The 18921-nt window shown below is 54.2% G+C and carries 17 protein-coding genes; 9 read left to right on the top strand and 8 right to left on the bottom strand.

Features of this window, described 5'->3' with window-relative positions:
• Positions 1–4: 4 nt before the first annotated feature.
• The 8 genes from QRN38_RS00155 to QRN38_RS00120 form a co-directional block, all read right to left on the bottom strand.
• A complete protein-coding gene (locus QRN38_RS00155) occupies positions 5–1261 on the bottom strand; it encodes a DUF4427 domain-containing protein (protein ID WP_057417530.1) in 1257 nt (418 codons plus the stop codon).
• Positions 1262–2303: 1042 nt separating this feature from the next.
• Positions 2304–3356, bottom strand: coding sequence for a tyrosine-type recombinase/integrase (locus QRN38_RS00150; protein ID WP_057417526.1), 1053 nt, complete (start codon positions 3354–3356; stop codon positions 2304–2306).
• A 286-nt stretch (positions 3357–3642) separates the two neighbouring features.
• Positions 3643–4251: a hypothetical protein gene (locus QRN38_RS00145; protein WP_122222953.1), complete on the bottom strand. Its 609-nt coding sequence runs from the start codon at positions 4249–4251 to the stop codon at positions 3643–3645.
• A gap of 343 nt (positions 4252–4594) precedes the next feature.
• Positions 4595–5752, bottom strand: coding sequence for a site-specific integrase (locus QRN38_RS00140; RefSeq protein ID WP_159420720.1), 1158 nt, complete (start codon positions 5750–5752; stop codon positions 4595–4597).
• Positions 5753–5937: 185 nt separating this feature from the next.
• Positions 5938–6927 (bottom strand): hypothetical protein, encoded by a 990-nt coding sequence (locus QRN38_RS00135; protein ID WP_057418835.1) that lies wholly within the window; start codon positions 6925–6927, stop codon positions 5938–5940.
• A complete protein-coding gene (locus tag QRN38_RS00130; RefSeq protein ID WP_057418836.1) occupies positions 6924–8993 on the bottom strand; it encodes a tyrosine-type recombinase/integrase in 2070 nt (689 codons plus the stop codon). The genes QRN38_RS00135 and QRN38_RS00130 overlap by 4 nt, the downstream gene beginning before the upstream one ends.
• Positions 8986–11181, bottom strand: a complete 2196-nt coding sequence (locus QRN38_RS00125; protein WP_057418837.1) for a hypothetical protein — start codon at positions 11179–11181, stop codon at positions 8986–8988. The genes QRN38_RS00130 and QRN38_RS00125 overlap by 8 nt, the downstream gene beginning before the upstream one ends.
• Positions 11182–11183: 2 nt before the next feature.
• Entirely contained in the window at positions 11184–12041 is an 858-nt protein-coding gene (locus tag QRN38_RS00120) for a deoxynucleotide monophosphate kinase family protein (RefSeq protein WP_081025471.1), read from the bottom strand.
• 58 nt (positions 12042–12099) lie between these two features.
• On the opposite strand from QRN38_RS00120, the gene QRN38_RS00115 reads away from it, so the two are divergent.
• The 9 genes from QRN38_RS00115 (at position 12100) to QRN38_RS00075 (ending at position 18834) form a co-directional block, all read left to right on the top strand.
• Complete coding sequence (locus QRN38_RS00115) at positions 12100–12495, top strand: dTMP kinase (protein ID WP_081025472.1); 396 nt, start codon at positions 12100–12102, stop codon at positions 12493–12495.
• On the top strand, positions 12488–13474 hold the full coding sequence (locus QRN38_RS00110) for a DNA polymerase III subunit delta' (protein WP_005770613.1): 987 nt from the start codon (positions 12488–12490) through the stop codon (positions 13472–13474). The genes QRN38_RS00115 and QRN38_RS00110 overlap by 8 nt, the downstream gene beginning before the upstream one ends.
• Positions 13475–13508: 34 nt before the next feature.
• Positions 13509–13865, top strand: coding sequence for a PilZ domain-containing protein (locus tag QRN38_RS00105; RefSeq protein WP_003381088.1), 357 nt, complete (start codon positions 13509–13511; stop codon positions 13863–13865).
• Positions 13866–13879: 14 nt separating this feature from the next.
• Positions 13880–14665 carry a TatD family hydrolase gene (locus tag QRN38_RS00100; RefSeq protein ID WP_057418838.1) on the top strand — a complete coding sequence of 262 codons (786 nt, stop codon included), beginning with the start codon at positions 13880–13882 and terminating at the stop codon, positions 14663–14665.
• A gap of 329 nt (positions 14666–14994) precedes the next feature.
• The gene (locus QRN38_RS00095) at positions 14995–15648 is read left to right on the top strand and encodes a LysE family translocator (RefSeq protein WP_005770609.1); all 654 of its coding nucleotides are present in this window, start codon (positions 14995–14997) and stop codon (positions 15646–15648) included.
• Positions 15649–15767: 119 nt separating this feature from the next.
• Complete coding sequence (locus QRN38_RS00090; RefSeq protein WP_005770607.1) at positions 15768–16427, top strand: TetR/AcrR family transcriptional regulator; 660 nt, start codon at positions 15768–15770, stop codon at positions 16425–16427.
• A 125-nt stretch (positions 16428–16552) separates the two neighbouring features.
• Positions 16553–17155: a DUF4823 domain-containing protein gene (locus QRN38_RS00085; RefSeq protein WP_005770603.1), complete on the top strand. Its 603-nt coding sequence runs from the start codon at positions 16553–16555 to the stop codon at positions 17153–17155.
• Between the two features lie 19 nt (positions 17156–17174).
• Complete coding sequence (locus QRN38_RS00080; RefSeq protein ID WP_057418839.1) at positions 17175–17735, top strand: DUF1285 domain-containing protein; 561 nt, start codon at positions 17175–17177, stop codon at positions 17733–17735.
• An 85-nt stretch (positions 17736–17820) separates the two neighbouring features.
• Positions 17821–18834, top strand: a complete 1014-nt coding sequence (locus QRN38_RS00075) for an aspartate-semialdehyde dehydrogenase (RefSeq protein WP_057418840.1) — start codon at positions 17821–17823, stop codon at positions 18832–18834.
• The last annotated feature ends 87 nt before the right edge of the window (positions 18835–18921 follow it).

Genomic DNA, 18921 nt, shown 5'->3' with positions numbered 1-18921 from the left:
GACGCTAATCGTAAATTCTGGTGTGGTTATAGAACGGATGATCGTCGTGAAAACCCGTGTAGAAAGGTATGCCGTCGCAGCTCAGGCTGTTGCGCACAGTGAAATGCGTGGCGTTGACCCTGTACTGAGCAGCCAAACGCTGCGCAACTTTTTTGCAGTAGTGCTCCTCGAAACCCTCAGGGAACGAATCGAAATCGGCTATATCAAGCAGGTACCGGCCTTCGGTACTGACAATGATCCTGTCTGTGGCACAAAGCGCCCTAACTAGCTCAGAGCCGTTGTCCGGAATCCACACCCACGACTTTCCAAAGCCGTCGTCTCGATCCTTCGGCTCATGGCCAACTGATGCGAAAATCGTTTCAATAATGTCATCGACCTGGCAATTGATCTCGTCTACTCGATTTTCTGCGATGGAGAAGTAGGGAGCCAGATCAACTAAGTGTTCATTGATCAGCTTGGATACGCGGCCTGGATCCATGATGCTGCCATGCTGCTCTACGTCGCACAGCGGTATCACGAAGCTGAACATCGACCGATGGATAATTTCGGCGTCTACCAGGGTTAGGATGTCATAAACAATTTTCTGCACATCTTCGCGATCCTGAACCAACACGCCCATCCCACTGATGGGCGTGCTCTCTAAGTCTAGCCCTGGCATTTCCTCCAAGCTTTCGACCAGATTGTTATATCCACCTGGCTCGAAATGCGACTGTTCCCCTCTGTACGGCCATCGCCATTCTCGCTCATGCGTCCAGTCAATCGTTTTGTCGTCTCCAATGCTGTAGGCGACGTAGCGGTACTGCTCAGCCAATGGAAGCAGATCAGTCTCAAGAACTCGAAACGGGCGAACGCCGTGGCGTTCCCAAGCGTCTTGGCTCAAACCATAAATCGCGGGGCGAGCACCTACGCTGAACATCGCAGCCTTAGGGAACATGAACGCATACCGACCAACTTTTTCGCCGCGCGCCAGACGCTCATTGCTGGATTGAACGAAGGCGGCCAACGGCATATCGGTGAAACAAACTGCAGGTGAGCGACCATAAACTGTGGGTCGCTCATTACGATACGACCACGTTGCAAAGACCTTGTGGTGGCGTAGCGCGCAGCGCATGAGAAACAGCGAGTCTAGAATCTCGGACTCTGCAACGTTGTTAAACCGAGCGTGTTCTGGGAAAAGTATGCCGTCAGTACTGCTCTGGTCGACGTCCCTGAAAAAATGGATCAGATAGTCGGAAAGGTCGAACCTGACGTTGTTGAGCATGAAGATATCCTGTACGCGCACTTGGGTTGAAACCAGCGTAGCAGAGCGGCTGCGGACTGCTACATGCTCCGTGATTGTTGATTGTTGATTGTTGCTAAGCGCTCGTGACAGCGAGGCGCTTGGCACCTTGCAGGAATGCTGGGTATGAAGCGTGACCGTCAACCCACCCAGAAGGAGCCATGCTCAACATCCCCGAGGCGCGAATGCTAATGCACTGCTCATTGCATTGCAGATAACTCGGCTGGCCATGCTCAGATAGCTATTCCTAGAGTCACGTGTCCTCAGATCTTGTTATTGAATCGGCGGCCTGACTCAACGGCTCAGGCCCAGCGAGCTGTGACTGCACACGTTTCTGAACGAGTTGCTTACACATCCATTCACCGGCCATGTCGAACTCATGCATCATCGAGTCAAATTCTTGAGTTGTAAGTCGCCTTGGCATGTTGAGGGTCTCCATACAGGTTCCATGTGGATCTTCACAGAGGGCGAAACGTCTAGGTCGAAGCTTACGTAAAGCCGCTTGGCTATTGATCAACCTTCGGCTGTAGACCATTAAATGAAGGTTGGCTGGTCAGTTGAGTCGGGTAGGGGGGGCGACGTTGCCTCATCCTTTCTAAGGGTGATCACGCCCATGTACAGCGGCATCGTTCCGCAAACCGGTAGGCAGTTTTGCTGCGGGCTCGGGGGCTGTATCACGGGAAGCGGATCGTCGATCGTATTGGCCATGAAGGGCACCTCAGTCAGTGGTATGTGCGAGCAGTTGGAAACGTACCAGCGATAGTCTCCCCAAGTCGCGTTCAGCATGACCCCTCGGTCAGTACCGTCCCAGCAAGGCAGCCATTTGAGCGCATGTCATGGTTTGCAAGCAAACAGGCAAAGTGAGCACGCAGGCCGGCACGACCGCAGGCATGAGGATGGACGCCTGCGGGGCCAAGACAGCGGCTTTGTCGTTGGCCTGGTTTACAATAGCCGTCCCACAGGGGCGCGCTTGGATGTATGGGCTAATCAGACCTATGCGGGGGAAAGTGCCGCATGAGTTAGCCTAGATATCTGCCTTGCCCAATTTGGGCAGGAGGCTCTCGATGTAGCCAATTGTGGACGAGTGCGACTTATGCCCAAACATTTCCGAAAAATCCAATGGTGTAGTTCTCTGATCAGCCATCAGGCGGCGAATGCTGCTTGCCGAAAAGCGTCGGGCCCTAAGTTTCGCCAAGACTGACCATGCTTCGCAGATACGATCAAGCTCATAGGCGGTCATAGGTTGCTTGGGGTCGTTGCGGGAGGGGAACAGATAGTCGTCGTTTCTGAATTGCTCCGAGCGCATATAGTTTTGCATGATCGCGGCAGCAGGCAACGCCATGAAACTGGTGTGCAATAAGCGGCTTTGTTCTTGATGGCCGCGAGCTTTATGCACTTTAAACCGAGCCTGCGCAATCCAGGGTTGTCCAGGCGCTTGGGCTGAGACTGACACCTGACCAGCTTTGAGCGCGATGAATTCATTCCTGCGCAGTCCTGATAGCATAAACGCCAGTAACGCCATGTCACGTAATTTGCCAGATTGCTCAACGACTCGAACAATGGATTGAAGCTCCGATACGGAAAGGAGCGGTCGGTTGCTCGACCCATCGACCGCTTCGGCGCCCGTCTTAGGCGCTGGCTGCTGATAGCTAACAGCTTGCTCAGCCAGATACGACCTATCGGTGGCTGTCGCTACAGAAGGCGACGGGGCTAATGAGGAGGCCGTCGGTGAACGTTTCAGTGCGATCAACGCATGCAGGGGAAGCGACTTTACCAACTGCTGCAGGTTATCCAAGGAAATGGACATGGCAGCATTCCCTTGGCCAACCTCGATGACCGCGCGCTCGATAGCGTTTTGCACTTCAGCCTCAGATGGCGCAAACGCCCCTGGCTGACATGTCTTTGCTGACATGGTCACGTCGTGATAATCAGCGTACCCAAAAGCGTGGGCGAGAATTTCTCTTGCCAGTGACAGGTTGAGCGGATGTGGGCCTTTCCAATCCCGGCTCAGCACCTTGGCAATTCGCTTGAAGCCTTTCTGCGATTCAAGATCTGAAGGGTATACGGGGACGCGCATGCAATTCTCCAACGTCAGAGTGTCGGCTGCCCGCTGACCATTGTCGAATGCGTGCAAAGAAGGGGGGTGCAACCTGTGCTAGTAGCTTTGCGTGCCGACCGCGCGATCCAGGTAGATCGCTATGGCCTGAGGCTAGCATGGGCTAGTGCTGACGTCCATCAGTGGGCATGGGCATGTGCGCTGGGGTGAGGCGGAACTGGCCTGATCTTCTAGCTCGCTGAGGTTCTCAGATGGGCCATGAACAAAATGGACGCAACGAGGCCTTTCATGCGCGGGTGGTTGCAGGTTAAAGAAATACCCTTGCTTCCAGTAACACCCCTGTCTTTTTCAAAAAGTCACCGCCTACCAACTGCGGGTGGTAGATGATTGCTTCTGGAAGGTCATCCGGGTGGGAGACGCATGCTCTGCCGATGAAGTCAGGAACATTATTCACAACCCCAACCGTCGTGAGAAAGGTCAAATCGATAATCTCGTGGCTCGGCAGCGTCAACCAAGCATGCAGGTTGACCTGCTGAAAGCTCAAATTTTGCTTGAGCATGGGTTTGAGCTTGTCGGTTGGCGTATGAAAAACGGGTCGTCCCTCGAACTGCACCCACCCCAAGGTAAAATACAAAGGAATACCTAGCAGGTCTTCGAGCGGTGCCTGAATCGCTCCTGTGGCCTGGAAACATTTGCCTGCGAAGGCCTCGGGTCGTTCGTTCGGAAAGGTATCAATCCAGCATCGGCCGATGTCAGCTGCATTTTCCCCGCTCAGGTATCGTTTGGGCGTTGGAGTGAAGTGAGGAAGCTCCAGCCCCAACTGCTTGGTTCTCTTCAGCGCATCAGAAAACTGGGCCTGGTAGCTGACGGGTTCTGAGGGGCGGTTTGCAGGGAAGAGTTTTCTGAACAGCGACATGTATGCCCTTAGGAAAGCTTGTTTGAGGGAGGGGTCAAATGGTATTGCGATTGGCAGCGGGAGGCCGACATGGCAGGTATTTTGCCATTGTTTTTCCTGAGGGAGAGTAGACCAGCATAATTTGCCGCTGCATCTTTCACGAGGTCACAGAGACGGTGATGGCGCTTGCGGTAGAGCCCTTGAACTAACAGAGAGGGGACGTCTGCGGCTGTGGGGACGAAGGCCCCGTCGTGCAGTGGCGCCCTTGGGACAGGACGCCAGGTATTGGGTATTTGGTAGAATATGATGAGAGCGGGTGCGGCAATCGGCAGTTGGGCTCACGCTGGAATAGACGAAAGGCCTGTTAGAACTCCTCGTCGTCTGTCTCCATGGACTGGACAATGTGCTTAAGTTTGTCCTCTTCAAATAGGTGCAGGAACTCTAGAACACTGCGAGACGGTGCTGTGATGAGCTCCTGAACTCGCCCGCTATGAGCATCCATGATGACCCGTGCCATGTCTACGTAGAATTTATAGGTCGTTTCGGGCGATGCGTGCCCCATCTGGTCAGCCAACGCCTGAGCTGCGGCTTGAATGTAGCCATCGGCATACTCGGTCATGAGTTTGTCGCCAAAGAACTCAATCAAGTATTTGGTTGGCCACCAATGTCTCGTTTCGTAGAATGACAAGTGAGGCCGGAACTCGGGGTCGTCTTGCATCGCACGCTGCTTAGCCACATAAGTGCGTGTCGCCACCATGTGTGGGGTAACCGGGATGCCACGCGAGTTTAGAAACAGCACGTCTAGGGGGCAGTCATGACCAAATCGTTGCTTGTAAAGCTCTCGCCGTGCAAAATAATGTTCACTGATGTACGTTTTCTCAAGGGCTTCAAGGTCTGAAATGTTTACAACAATGCCCCTGGATTTGTTTCCCTTGCTGGCCGTTACCTCGTAACTGACGGTTTTCTTCGATTTCTTCGATTTCTGCATTTCTGAGAATGGCAGGATGTGCTTGTTGTCGCCGTTTCCGATATATGGGACTTTACATAAGTCCATCGGCCGCATTGCAGTGCCCAGCGCCAATAAGAACATGGCTGGATAAACAGGGTCGCGGTAGGCTTTGATAAGCGTTTCAATTTCTTTATTTGTAATCAAATCCCGCGAGACCTTCTGCCTACTTTCCCTGTCTAGGGTGTCGATATTGCGGCTGTCAATGCTCGCGTTTGCTTTGCGCTGGATATAGTTCAGCATATTTGGATTCTTGAACTTCGCTTCCCATGTCTTAAGTGCCACATCGACATCGGTGATGAAATGATTGTCCTTAAGCCAGCGAAAGAAAAAAAGCAGTATCGTCGCGTCATTTGAGGTTGTTTCTGTGGTCGGTCGTAATGATCCCTTGGCCACGCGGTCGACCTGTCGCTGGACTTTCCATCGCCGGATATCCCTATTGTTAGCAATGACATGATACTGGCCAATATCCACATTAGCAAAATGTGGCTCCGTAGACAAATAGCGGTAAAACATCAGTATGATGCTTGCATAACGCTTTGATGTGGCAATAGACTTGCGCGTCGTACTGTATAGATATAAGTTTGGGTGGCTGAGCAATATTTGCTTTTTTTTATGGGATGCAATCAGAACACAGTGCGAGACTGTTGTGCTCAAATCAGTGGTTACGTAGGTGAGTTCCTTCCGTTTTATCGAAATCATCAATCACCCTGCCTAATTTTTTGCTGGACAATACGATTGAAGCCTTGCTCTAACTTCACCGGATCGGCGGAGTCGGCTTCATTCAGCTCAAATTCGGGAACCATGCGCGCGTAGAAGCTGCGCTGGGCTTGCTTTTCAGCGGCTGATATACAGCTCGGGAGATAAGCTATGACCTCGTTGGAAGTCTCAATCGCTGCCAAAAAACGCAGGTATTCCGATCGTCTGAACAATGGCAGTCTAACCAATAATACATTCTGAGATAATGGGGCTTCATATTTCTCAGCGAATATCTTGAATTGTGAAACATATCGCTCAAGGAACAACACTATCATGGTGTCGTCGCCTTTTGAAAGCTTAGTGATTCTTGTTGTCGTGGTTTTTATTAATTGTAATTTTTCAGTATTGTATTTTTCTAGGCTATTATGCTTTGCGTAGTCCTTGAAAATCGAATCAATGTCTATGTCAACCACAGTGATCTTGCCGCGAGCTTCCTTGAGAGGCAAATGTCTGCTAGTTAATAGGCTATTCATTCTTTCTAGCGCCAGTTCGGCTTCAAGTCTGAGCCCTTTGTTAGCAAGGTTATCGACCTGTAATGACTGGGCTTCAAATTTTGAGCGGATTTTATCCGCATTGAAGAATGCAATGTCATTATTCATCAGCGTAGTGATATGGCTAATCAGGGTTTTTTCCATCAGTAGTGCATGTTCTTCTTGCTGCTCAGCGAGAGAAGCTTCGAGCTCTTCAATCCTGGCCTGACTCTTAACTAAAAAGTCCGAGAGCGCGATGTCAGGAGAGTCAGCCATGAGCTCTCCAATTTTTTTCTCGCCTTTAATGTATGGCTTCAAATCACCATAGTATCGGTTGAACGCTTGGCGACTGATACCAGCTTCTTCTGCCACATCTGAAAGCTTAATCCTTGCACCATTGCCTGCTAATTGGCGCTCTGCAATGATTTTGATCAAGCGCTCACGGGTCGCATTGACGATCATGCGCTTTCCCCCGATTTGACGATGATACTGCTTCGTTGCTCGACCCCAACCATTTTTTGACCCGAATTAGTGGTCAAAGGAATCTGAAGCCTGTTCATCATCAGGTTCTGCAGGTGATGCTTGCTGGCAGCCACCCGCCTGTTGAGTTCCTGTTCAGCCTTGGCATTGAGCTTGTTGTGTGGATTCTCCAAAATTGCGGTGTAGAAAACGATGTTCTCTTCCAACGCGGTCTTGGCCTTTGCTACCAGCACCAGCTTGCTGCATTCGACTTGGCAGTTGCCGGGATTTGGGATCAAAGCATCACCCGGCTTCCAGGACTCTACGATGCAGGGAGGAAGGTTGCTTGGCGTGTAATCTTCGCCCGTGACGCAATATGAACCGATCGCAGTCCGCCGAACGTAGATAGGCTCTCCGGCCTTCAGAAGGTGCGAGATATAAACCGTCACTGAAGCTTTCATCTGCCCGCCAGTGAACTCATCAGGTCTGGCCTTGACTTGCTCTGCAATCCGCGAGCCGGCTAAGCCGGAGTAGCGCCCGTATTTGATGTCGGCGATGAGTTGATGGAAATCCTTGGCGTAATTCTGCTCGATCGCCACGGCTACCGCTCTGACCATCAGAGGATTGCGGGCGATGTACTTCAGCGTCATCGCGTAGCTCTTATGCCCGAACAAGGCCCGGATGAGCTCGATATTGCGCTCGTCGCGGTTGATCAAAATTTCGGCAATTGTTTTGCGGAAGCGATGGGGGTGCAGCCGCTCTACAGGGATCTCATTGTTGAGCTGGGTGAGCAGGATGTTGATCAAGCCAGGGGTGGCACGCTCCACCTTTCGGTAGCTTTCATTTGCCTGGAACAGGTAGGGGCGGTCGATCTCCGGATTTGCCTTCTGGGCTTCAGAATAGAGTTCGATTGTCTCCCCGATAAACCTCGGTAGCGGAAGGGCTTCAGTATCGCCATGATAGTTGGGGTCTTTAGACGTTTTCCAGCGGGTGATATTGACCCAGTAATCGCCTATCTTGTCTTTGTATATGTCAGGAGAACGAAGAGTGGCAAGCTCGCCCTTCCTCGCCCCGGTCACTAGGGCAAGGAGGATGAAAATCGAGTTGCGTACCCTGTCCATGGCTGTGTTATAGCTGCGGCGCCAAGAGGTCATATAGAATGTCCTTCCCTCATGGTCTCGAACTCTGATAGAGGGTGCCATGACCTTTTGACCATCAATGGAAATGGTCAACACTTTTTCCGCATCGGTTGGGTAGGTATAGTTGGTGATAGTGCCTTTGTTTCGCGTGTAACCTTTTTCGAGTACGAACTCTTTTACATTTATCAGCGCAGGCAATGCTTTTTCCGTCCAGAATAGGGCGTAGTCAAGGAGCAATTCCAGGTCTTCTTCAGAAAATGCGACCCAACTTTCCATGCTGCCCGTGTAAACATTCACTACGTCCTGTTTGCGTTCGACTGTGTCCAGTTCGCCAAGAGTGACTGACAATTTTAAGTCGTCTGGTATCATGTCGTGATTTGAAAGTGACGTCCACAACATGACAAACTTAAATAGGCAAAAGTAGTGGGATTTCTTGTCCTGCTCTCGGGCTTTGTCCAGCGCCTTGTTGATTAGAATAGCAGAAATTGCTCGAATGCCATCTGGTGTGGCATCAATGAGGTTATCTAAGAAAATGTATTTCTCTAGGATGGAGTATTGGTTGGCTCCAACTGTTGAGGTTTGGTAAGAGCGTATGTTGCCCATGAATGCGTTTTCAGGCAGCATGTGGAACACCAAGGCCCGCTTCAAGTCGTTGGAGCCGGGAACCACTCGATCAAACTTAATATTGTTCGGGTGCCGGTGTTTTCCGCTAGGGAGCGACCACACTGCCGACTGGTAGTTTGAGTTTTCAGAGACTGAGAAATCCCCATCCCCATACAGGAGCTTGTACTTGAGAGTGCCACGCACTAAAAGTTCAGTGAGATCCAACTCTTTGAACATTTCATCAATGTCGTCTTTGTTTTCGCTGCGTGCGTCCTCAACGTCCAAGCCCAATTCGCGTTCAAGTTCTTCCAGGGTTAGATCAGACATCGAGAGACTCGCTTTCAAAAATGAGTTTTAGACTATTGAGATTGCGTGGCAGAAGTGGCTTGTTCAACCGCTGGAAGTTCTCTGCATCGGTCATGGCTTCTTCTTTTTCTTTTGGCCAGTTGTCTAAGACGAACTCGATGGCCTTGATCTCACTCGATACCCGCGAAGAAAAGATGTAATCGTCCATCTCTTCCAGTTCTTGCATGAGCTGGCTCATACGCTCGATCAGGTAGGGGAGCGAGTCTTCGAAGAGCCAGACCCTGCTGCAGAAAATGCATTGATCCAACTCAAAGCACTTACGGCCTTCTTCACGGATGATTTGTGAGCCTGCCCAGTCGGGCTTTGTTTGATCGCTACATGCCCACATGGGGCGGCTGTGACCCGGAATGTGGAAAATCTTCAGGACAGAGCTTGCCTGCTCTTGAGCGTGATCGGGCAGCAGGCCTTTGAATTGACGTGCCCGCAGCAGCTCAAGGATCTCCTCAAGCTCTACTCGCAGACGCTTGAAGCGTTCAGTCTGGGCTTGCGAGTGATTGTCGTAATAAATGTCAGTGGTTGACTGGTCTTTGTGGCCAAGGCTGATGCGAGACAGCATCGACATGGGATGTGTTTTCTTCTTGTACGTCGTCCAGGTCGGCCTTAGGCGGCGAGTGATATCCTGAGCACCGCTAAGACGCTCCCCCTTTTCCATGATCTCGTATTTCTCAAGCACGTATTTCACGCCGACGCGGAAAGCCTTGGGATTCGCGATGGAGGTGTGCCTTCCCCCTTTCATTGACCACTCTGCATGATCGCGGATGCAGAGGTACAGGGGGTTCAGGCTTTGCTTGGTTTCGCTCCGTGGAATGTAATCGTACTCATACTTCATAAGCGGCCTGGCCAAATGCTTGGACAGGCGGATGAGGTTGTAGATCGAGTAGGGATCTTTGTTGGAAGTCGGCGCATTGTGTCTTTGCGGCTTTAGATACGGCTTGTCGTTGCTCTGGGATTTCTGCTTTTCCGAAAATACTACTCGCAGCGAATCCTCAATCGTGGCCGTTAGCGCGTGCTCAAAGTTGTCCTTATCAATGGCAAGCACTGTCTCTTTGTTCCATCCGCTCTGGAGCATGATGAACAGCACCAAAACTGTCATGTCTAGTTCAGTGGGATAGTAAAGCCCCAGCAGGTCGTCCAGAAAAGGCAGCTTGACGGTGTCTTCGTGCCAATTGACCCTCTTGAGTCGATACATGACCATGGAAATCAAGTCGTCACGGTAGGTGTACCGCACGGCGTTAATGTTCGCGTACTGCTCGGCGGCAACCTCTAAGGGCATCTCAAAAGGAAAGCCGTGGGTAAGCAAGGTTTTTAGCAGGCGGGGTAGTTCTGGACTCCATGCGCCAGGCCCAGGATGCTTTCCAACGTCAACGGTGCTAACAGGTTGGATTTCAGGCTCTCCTTTTGCAATCGCAACTAGGGTTGCACGTGCGTCCCCGCCCGCCTGTGCAATCGCATTGACTGTTGGATCATTACACCGTTTCGCAGCACTTATCGCTTGTTTCCTTAACTTCTCGCTCCACCCATGATGTTCGTTGTACTTGCAGAATCCCAATACCTGCTCGCGTGTGATCTCCGGGTAAGCGTACGAGTCGATCTCAAGCATTGTGTAGGGTTCGCTGGCATCAACGATTTTGCGAAATTCCAATTTTGCATAGAGACTGTCCGTGTGCAGCCGTAGGGCGGTCTCCAATTGCTCAAACGTTTCTGGCTCTAAAGGCTCCGTTTCTTTCTTGGGCCTCTGGGGAACAATGGGAAGCATAATCATTGGGAGCTTGCCGGTCTCCTTGGCAGCCGCGATCATTGCCGTCTTTAGTCGCTCGGCATAAGCGATAGGAATTTTGTTTGCCTGAATGTGATGGATATAGCGCGAGAATAAATCTGACGTAATGTGTTCGTAGCGGGTAACAGCAAGGCCCGGAGGATTGACGCGGTTATGCTGCTGAACAACCGTCATCAATACTTCAATGGCGGTTAATAATAGATACCCGTTGGAAGCGGAACGACTGCCCGCGTAGTGCTTGAACATAAAGTCCAGAGCCTTACACATAGGCAACTCGCGATCCCATGCGGGGTGCTGGCGAAAGCGGCATGGAACTGGCTGGCTTTTCAGGCTCGTGATTTTTTCGTCTAGGTAATCGGTGAGATCTGACATGATCACTTTTCCCCCTTTCCAGGGATGCTTACAGGGAGCGATTCGCTAGGATCTGGCAGCGTTGAAACGAGCTGTTGCCATGCGGATTCGACCCGTTGCTCCAGCTGGTCAAGGGAACCGTCGTTCATGATCACAATGTCTTCCGGCTTTCGCTCGATACCAGCTTCGGAGGAATGAGCATTTACCAGTTGTACGCCCGGCCGGACGATGTGCCAGATAACCCCGTGATGGTTCCTCAGGAAGGCGGCTTCGTTTTCGAAGCGGATGTCGGTGATAACGATGACAGCAGCTGTTCGTGGCAGGGCAGGGAGGGCTCTAGGGGGCTGTACCGGGCGTACCGAACGCTTGCGGTAAAAGTCGGGGTCGAACTCAAGTGCGCGCTGCTCCAAGAACGCTACAGCCTGCTTAGGGCTGAGGCCCCAGTATGGATCGACGATTTCAAAGTGGGCCGCCTCCCAGACTTGATGCGAGGTGAAATTGAAGAATGATTGGGCGGCCAGCCGGAACGGGGCGTCAGCCAAGGTCAGGTCAGGCGGGGTGGTCAAGTGCTCCTGGCCCACAGGCGGATTGATCTCTTTCTCTGCACGCTTGAGCCAGTGGTTCGTATCGCGACCTCGCATCCACTCAGTGCCAACCTGTTGGAAGAACTCTCGGGGTGATATCCCCCATAAAGGGATCTGTCGCTCTTTGTATTCGTCCGCCCAAGCTTCGTCCTCAGACAAACCGAATAATGCCTGGCAACCCACTTTGAGTGGATTAGCGAGGGCGAATGCCGCTACCCTACTGTCGTTTAGCAGGAGATGGGCCGTGGTGTCCTTCCCTGAGCGAGCCTTGGCTGCCAGTCCCAATATTGTTCTCACGCCTTGTTCTCCCTGGGCTGTAGGGGTATACACACCCCCTCTGCAGCCATGTTTACATTTGTTTATTTGGGTAGATAATAGCACTGTGTTTACATTTATACAAAAGGCGAAACAAGACGCAACCTACGCCTACCAAGGGGGTGGGCGTGGCCTGTCTCACGAGCGTATCGCAGCGCTGGAACAGTTTGTTCAAGGCGACCTGCGCCCGGACCTGACGCTGGTGTTCGATCTGCCGGTGGAAATCGGCTTGTCACGCGCTGCGGCACGGGGGCGGCTGGATCGTTTCGAGCAGGAGGGCCGAGCTTTCTTCGACGCTGTGCGCAGCACCTACCTGAATCGTGCGAAGGCTGAACCCGCGCGCTATCGCCTGGTGGATGCCGCGCAAAGTCTGGCTGACGTGCAGGCTTCGCTCGATAAGCTGCTGCCTGAGTTGCTGGAGCTGCAACGTGGCTGAGGCCTACCCCTGGCAGGAATCACTCTGGCAGCAGATGGCCGGTCGTGCGCAGCACGCTCACGCTTATCTGTTGCATGGCCCGGCAGGTATCGGCAAGCGGGCATTGGCCGAGCGCCTGATGGCCAGCTTGCTGTGCAGGGCACCCGAAGGGCTTGAGGCCTGTGGGCACTGCAAGTCCTGCCTGTTGCTGGTGGCCGGCAGCCATCCGGACAATTACGTGCTGGAGCCCGAAGAGGCCGATAAGCCGATCAAGGTCGATCAGGTGCGTGATCTGGTCAGCTTTGTCGTGCAGACCGCACAGATGGGCGGGCGCAAGGTGGTGCTCGTCGAACCGGTGGAGGCGATGAACGTCAATGCCGCTAACGCCCTGTTGAAAAGCCTCGAAGAGCCGTCGGGCAATACCGTCCTGCTGCTGGTCAGCCATCAGCCAAGCCGCTTGTTGCCAACCGTCAAAAGTCGCTGTGTGCAGCAAGCCTGCCCACTGCCAGGCGAGCAGATGAGCCTGGACTGGCTGAGCGGCGCCTTGCCTGATTGCACAGCCGAAGAACGCTTCGAACTGCTGACACTGGCCGCCGGCTCGCCGCTGTTGGCGGTGTCGCTTCACGCCCAAGGCGTTCGCGAACAGCGTGCGCTGGTAGTGGAGGGGGTCAAGAAGCTGCTCAAGCAGCAACAATCGGCCACTCAGTTGGCTGAAGGCTGGAAAGACATTCCGCTGTTGCTGCTGTTTGACTGGTTCTGTGACTGGTCGCATTTGATCCTGCGCTATCAGATGACGCAGGATGAAGAGGGCCTTGGTCTGGGTGACATGCGCAAGGTTGTGCAATACCTTGCGCAGAAGTCGACGCGCGGCAAGGTGCTGGATATTCAGGACTGGGTGTTGGCGCAACGACAGAAAGTCATGTCCAAGGCCAACCTTAACCGGGTATTGCTGCTCGAAGCATTGCTGGTGCAGTGGGCAGGGTTGCCGGGACAGGCGTAGACTCCGCAGTATTCGGAAACGTCGAGGTGTTGTCATGAGTTTGCCGCTGAGCACAGGTCCACGTAATGGCATTCTGTCCCTGACCATCAAGGACAAATCCGTGCTGTACGCCGCCTACATGCCGTTCATCAGAAATGGCGGGCTGTTCATCCCCACCAGCAAGAGCTACAAGCTGGGCGACGAGGTGTTCATGCTGCTCAATCTGATGGACGAGCCGGAGAAGGTTCCGGTAGCCGGGCGCGTAACCTGGATCACGCCCAAGGGTGCACAGGGCAACCGCACTGCTGGCGTCGGCGTGCAGTTCAATGACGGCGACAACACCGCACGCAACCTGATCGAAACTCACCTGGTCGGCGCTCTCAAGTCCGATCGTCCGACCCACACGATGTAGTTGTTTTTCAGCCCATGCTTGTAGATTCCCATTGTCACCTTGATCGTCTCGATCTCACCCAGCACAACGGTTCCCTCGATGCAGCCCTTGAGGCAGCGCGGGGCAGGGGGGTCGGGCATTTTCTATGCATAGGCGTCAGCGCTGACAACGCAGGTGCGGTCAAGGCACTTGCCGATCGTTATGCCGACGTTGATTGCTCGGTCGGCATTCATCCGCTGGACGTGAAACCGGGTGAGATGCCGCCGCTGGACTGGTTGCTCAAGGAGCTGGATCACCCGCGTGTGGTGGCCATTGGTGAAACCGGTCTGGACTACCACTACGAGCCCGAAGCCGCCGAGCTGCAGCAGGCGTCTTTTCGCGTGCACCTGGAAGCGGCCAGCGTGACCGCCAAGCCGGTGATCATCCACACCCGTGGCGCGCGCGCCGACACACTGAGCCTTTTGCGAGAAGCGGCGCTGCCCCAGGCGGGCGTGCTGCATTGTTTCACCGAAGACTGGGACATGGCCAAAGCCGCGCTGGACATGGGCTATTACATCTCGCTTTCGGGCATCGTCACCTTTCGCAATGCCGACGCCCTGCGTGACGTGGCCAGGCAGGTGCCTGCCGATCGCCTGCTGGTCGAGACAGACTCTCCGTATCTTGCCCCGATCCCTTATCGGGGCAAGCCGAATCTGCCGCAATACGTGCGTGAAGTGGCTGAGTTTCTGGCGATGCTGCGTGGCGAAAGCTATGAGCGTTTCGCCGAACAGACCACCGCCAACTTCGCCCGCCTTTTCCCGTTGGCGCACCTTCAGCGCTGATTGCCCCGTAAAACGATAGCGGCTGAATCGCAGGCAAAAAAAACCCGGATTCTGGGGGGTGAAGCCGGGTTAAGACCATTAGGAGTAAAACAAAGGTGCGCTGATCCATTGGCACCTCCACTGGCGAGTCATTTGGGGGATATGACGCGTCAGCGCTTATAAGTATTGCTCAGGACGGGCCGCCGTCCAGTGTCTTTTGGTCGTTTTTTAAACAGTTTTGGAATACCAAAGCGCTTCTTGAGTCCTCGAAAAGCACTTGCGCGTCTTCAGAGCGTGCAGCGAAGGGGTCAGTGTGCCAAGGGTTTTCAGCGTTTGCCCGGAGTTGTCAGGTGGAGTTTTCCAACGGTTTTCTGTTGAGTCTGTCGTTATGCCTGGACATAGGTCTGGCCAATATCGCCATGATCACGCTGTCGATGCAGCGCGGTTTTGCCAAGGGCTTATGGCTGGGGCTGGGGACCTGCGTCGGCGATCTGGCGTATGCGATTCTGGCCATGCTCGGCATGGCGGTGCTGCTCCAGTATGAAGCCGTGCGCTATGTGCTCTGGCTCGGCGGAACTGCGGTGCTGGCCTGGTTTTGTTTCAAGATGGTCATGAGCGCTACGACGGTCAGTGCCGGTCTCGATAATCAGGAGGTCCAGTCGGACAAATCCAGCCTGTCGCTTTTCCTGCGCGGGATCTTTCTGGCGATGTCGTCACCTAGCGCCATCCTCTGGTTCGCTGCCGTCGGCGGTGCGCTCATCGCTCGGCAAGGCTCTGATCTGCTCAGCGCCTCGACCTTTCTCGCCGGGTTCGTTGTGGCGGGTGTCGTCTGGTCGATCTCGCTGTGCGCACTGGCTCATCAAGGCGGGCGTTTTATGGGCGAAAAGATGTTGCGCTGGTCCTACATTGCCTCGGCGCTGATCTTTGCCTATTTCACCCTCTACGTCGTGATCAGCGGATACCTGGAATTTGTCGCCGTCTCACCTGCGTTGCCTGCGTCGTAGGATGGCGTCGATTTGCGTCCTGAAGTGTTCGTATAGGTCATAAAGATGGATGATCCGTGCAATTTAGCGCCGATTGGGCATAATACCCGGCTTCGATTTCGATCCTGACAGACCTCCTTATGCAGAAAGAACCTCGTAAGGTCCGTGAATTTCGCCGCCGTGAGCAGGAAATTCTCGACACCGCGCTCAAGCTGTTCCTGGAGCAGGGCGAAGACAGCGTCACTGTCGAAATGATTGCGGACGCCGTCGGCATTGGCAAAGGCACCATCTACAAGCACTTCAAGTCCAAGGCGGAAATCTACCTGCGCCTGATGCTCGACTACGAGCGGGATTTGAATGAGCTGCTGCATTCTGCCGATGTCGACAAGGACAAAGAGGCGCTTTCGCGTGCCTATTTCGAATTCCGCATGCGTGATCCTCAGCGCTACCGCCTGTTTGATCGCCTGGAAGAAAAGGTGGTCAAGGGCAATCAAGTGCCTGAGCTGGTCGAGGAGCTGCACAAGATCCGCGCCTCCAACTTCGAGCACCTGACGCTGCTGATCAAAGGTCGCATCACCGAAGGCAAACTCGAAGACGTCCCGCCTTACTACCACTACTGTGCCGCTTGGGCGCTGGTGCACGGCGCGGTTGCGCTGTACCACTCGCCGTTCTGGAGCAACGTGCTGGAAGATCAGGAAGGCTTCTTCAATTTCCTCATGGACATCGGCGTACGCATGGGCAACAAGCGCAAGCGCGACACCGACGTCCCTGCAGAGCCCAAGCCTGACCCTGACGTCTGATAAGGCGTCAGTCCGGTCCGGAACACCTGCTCAATACTTTGCTGCTGGCTGCGTCAGAGATGGCGCGGAAGCTGCATCCGACGACCATTCGCCGGTTTTCCGTCACCGGCATCTGGGAGGGGATGATGCGTAGCCTGATTCTGCTGCTCACGCTTTTGGCGTTGAGCGGCTGCATGAAAGTCAGTGACATGGGTGAAGGTGTTCGCGAGCAATTCAGCGATGCAGGCCTGCTCGACCACAGCAGTACCCGCCGCACTGCCAACTGGCGCGTGCAGCCTGACTCGTTCATTTACATCGCCCAGGGTGCATTCGTGCCGCCAGGCAGGGCTTACCCGCGCCCTAACGTGGTGGCTGAAGAAGCGTTCAAAGGCTTTATCGAATACTTCCCGATGGTCCGTCGTGCCCGTGCGCCGCTGGGGCTGGATGAGGCCATGGTCGAGGCGCGCAGTGCCGGCGCGCATTATTTGCTCTACACCCGTTTCGCCAAGGCTGACGATCGCATCGGCAACGGGGATCAGTGGTCCGACCAGGAAGCGGTGGATCGCCTGGGCGTCGACAGCGGCGTCATCCAACTGATGCTGATCGAGACCAGCACCCGCTACCTCATTGACAGCGCGCGTATTCGCAGCCGTGGCGGATTGCTGACGCTTTACGACACAAACCCCGAAGATTTGCTCGGCCCGCCACTTGAGGACTACGCTCGTACCTTGTTAGGCGTCGAACGCTAAACCCCGTCAAGGAGTAAGAATGACCGAATCAGGCAAGGCAGGTGATCTGTTTGCGCAGATCCCCAAAACCAAGGGGTTGCCGCCTGTGCATCTGTGGAACCCGGATTTCTGTGGCGATATCGACATGCGTATCGCCCGCGACGGCACCTGGTACTACCAGGGCACGCCGATCGGTCGCAAGCCGATGGTCAGGCTGTTCTCCACCATCATGCGCCGCGACGGCGATGACTATTTCCTGATTACCCCGGTAGAAAAGGTTGGCATCAAGGTCGATGACGCGCCGTTTGTCGCGATCAGCCTTGAGGTGCAAGGCGAGGGGGAAGGGCAGGTGTTGCGTTTTTCGACCAATGTCGAGGATCAGGCCGAGGCCGGGCCGGATCATCTGTTGCGGGTGTTTATCGACCCCGACACTCAGGAGCCGGCACCTTATATTCATGTGCGCAACAACCTTGAAGCGCTGATTCATCGCAACGTTTTCTATCAGATGGTCGAGCTGGCCGTCTCCCGTGAACTCGACGGGCAGCAGTGGCTGGGCGTCTGGAGTCACGGTGTATTCTTTCCAATAGGTCTTGAGCCTTGAAATACATGGCTTTTTATTCCCTTGAATTGCCTGTTGGCGGTGCGACAGTTAAAGTGCCGCTCCCTGATTTTCCTGAGGTTTTTGCATGAGCCAGTCCTTTGATATCGCCGTAGTCGGCGCGACCGGCACTGTCGGCGAAACCGTTGTTCAGGTTCTGGAGGAACGTCATTTTCCGGTGGGCAATCTGCACTTGCTGGCCAGTATCGAATCAGCCGGCCATTCAGTGCCGTTTCGCGGCAAGAACGTGCGTGTGCGTGAAGTCGATGCGTTCGATTTCAGCCAGGTCCGGCTGGCATTTTTTGCCGCAGGCCCGGCCATCAGCCGCAGCTACGCTGAAAAGGCGATCGCGGCAGGCTGCTCGGTGATAGACCTCTCGGGCGCATTCCCGTCCGCACAGGCTCCCAATGTCGTGCCGGAAATCAATGCTACGCTTTTGAACACTTGCGGCGTCGCGCCCCACCTGGTTGCCAGCCCGAGTGCGTCTGCCACGGCGGTTGCGTTGGCGCTGGCCCCGTTGCGCGCGCTGCTCGATATTCAGTCTGTAGCGGTAACGGCCTGCCTGGCAGTGTCTGCGTTGGGACGTGAAGGTGTCAGTGAGCTGGCGCGCCAGACCACTGAACTGCTGAACGTGCGCCCGCTGGAAACACGCTTTTTTGATCGCCAGATGGCCTTCAACGTACTTGCCCAAGTGGGCAAGCCGGATGAGTCGGGTCATTTGTCGCTGGAAAAACGCCTGGTTGACGAGTTGCGCGAACTGTTGGCGCTGCCTTCGCTCAAAGTATCGGCCACCTGCATTCAGGTGCCGGTGTTCTTTGGTGACAGTTTCACGGTAGCGCTGCGCACTGGCGGGCCGGTTGATGTGGTGGCAGTCAACGCCGCGCTTGAGTCCGCTGCCGGGATCGAGCTGGTCGATGCGGGTGATTACCCGACGCCGGTTGGCGATGCAGTCGGTCAGGATGTGGTCTACGTCGGGCGGGTCCGGGCCGGAACAGATGATCCTGAGCAACTCAATCTGTGGCTGACCTGCGACAACGTGCGCAAAGGCGCGGCGCTCAATGCTGTGCAGGTTGGCGAATTGTTGATAAAAGACTATGTGTAAAAGATACTTGGCAACAATTTGAATGATTGTTTAAGTGGCGACACGCCTTACACCCAAATGCAGGACTACCTCTCCGGATGTCGGGGA

The sequence above is a fragment of the Pseudomonas sp. CFBP2511 genome, from assembly GCF_030209255.1.
GTDB classification, from domain to species: Bacteria; Pseudomonadota; Gammaproteobacteria; order Pseudomonadales; family Pseudomonadaceae; genus Aquipseudomonas; species Aquipseudomonas avellanae.
The sequence above is the reverse complement of the archived record's forward strand: the minus strand, read 5'-3'. Positions and strand labels throughout refer to the sequence as shown.

What these genes read in the sequence shown, in the direction of transcription:
- QRN38_RS00105 (WP_003381088.1), top strand. Translation starts at nt 13,509, where the DNA reads ATGAGTTTGCCGCTGAGCACAGGTCCACGTAATGGCATTCTGTCCCTG.
- QRN38_RS00130 (WP_057418836.1), bottom strand. Translation starts at nt 8,993, where the DNA reads ATGTCTGATCTAACCCTGGAAGAACTTGAACGCGAATTGGGCTTGGAC.
- QRN38_RS00085 (WP_005770603.1), top strand. Translation starts at nt 16,553, where the DNA reads ATGCGTAGCCTGATTCTGCTGCTCACGCTTTTGGCGTTGAGCGGCTGC.
- QRN38_RS00150 (WP_057417526.1), bottom strand. Translation starts at nt 3,356, where the DNA reads ATGCGCGTCCCCGTATACCCTTCAGATCTTGAATCGCAGAAAGGCTTC.
- QRN38_RS00140 (WP_159420720.1), bottom strand. Translation starts at nt 5,752, where the DNA reads ATGTTTTACCGCTATTTGTCTACGGAGCCACATTTTGCTAATGTGGAT.
- QRN38_RS00090 (WP_005770607.1), top strand. Translation starts at nt 15,768, where the DNA reads ATGCAGAAAGAACCTCGTAAGGTCCGTGAATTTCGCCGCCGTGAGCAG.
- QRN38_RS00100 (WP_057418838.1), top strand. Translation starts at nt 13,880, where the DNA reads ATGCTTGTAGATTCCCATTGTCACCTTGATCGTCTCGATCTCACCCAG.
- QRN38_RS00080 (WP_057418839.1), top strand. Translation starts at nt 17,175, where the DNA reads ATGACCGAATCAGGCAAGGCAGGTGATCTGTTTGCGCAGATCCCCAAA.
- QRN38_RS00135 (WP_057418835.1), bottom strand. Translation starts at nt 6,927, where the DNA reads ATGATCGTCAATGCGACCCGTGAGCGCTTGATCAAAATCATTGCAGAG.
- QRN38_RS00145 (WP_122222953.1), bottom strand. Translation starts at nt 4,251, where the DNA reads ATGTCGCTGTTCAGAAAACTCTTCCCTGCAAACCGCCCCTCAGAACCC.
- QRN38_RS00155 (WP_057417530.1), bottom strand. Translation starts at nt 1,261, where the DNA reads ATGCTCAACAACGTCAGGTTCGACCTTTCCGACTATCTGATCCATTTT.
- QRN38_RS00075 (WP_057418840.1), top strand. Translation starts at nt 17,821, where the DNA reads ATGAGCCAGTCCTTTGATATCGCCGTAGTCGGCGCGACCGGCACTGTC.
- QRN38_RS00125 (WP_057418837.1), bottom strand. Translation starts at nt 11,181, where the DNA reads ATGTCAGATCTCACCGATTACCTAGACGAAAAAATCACGAGCCTGAAA.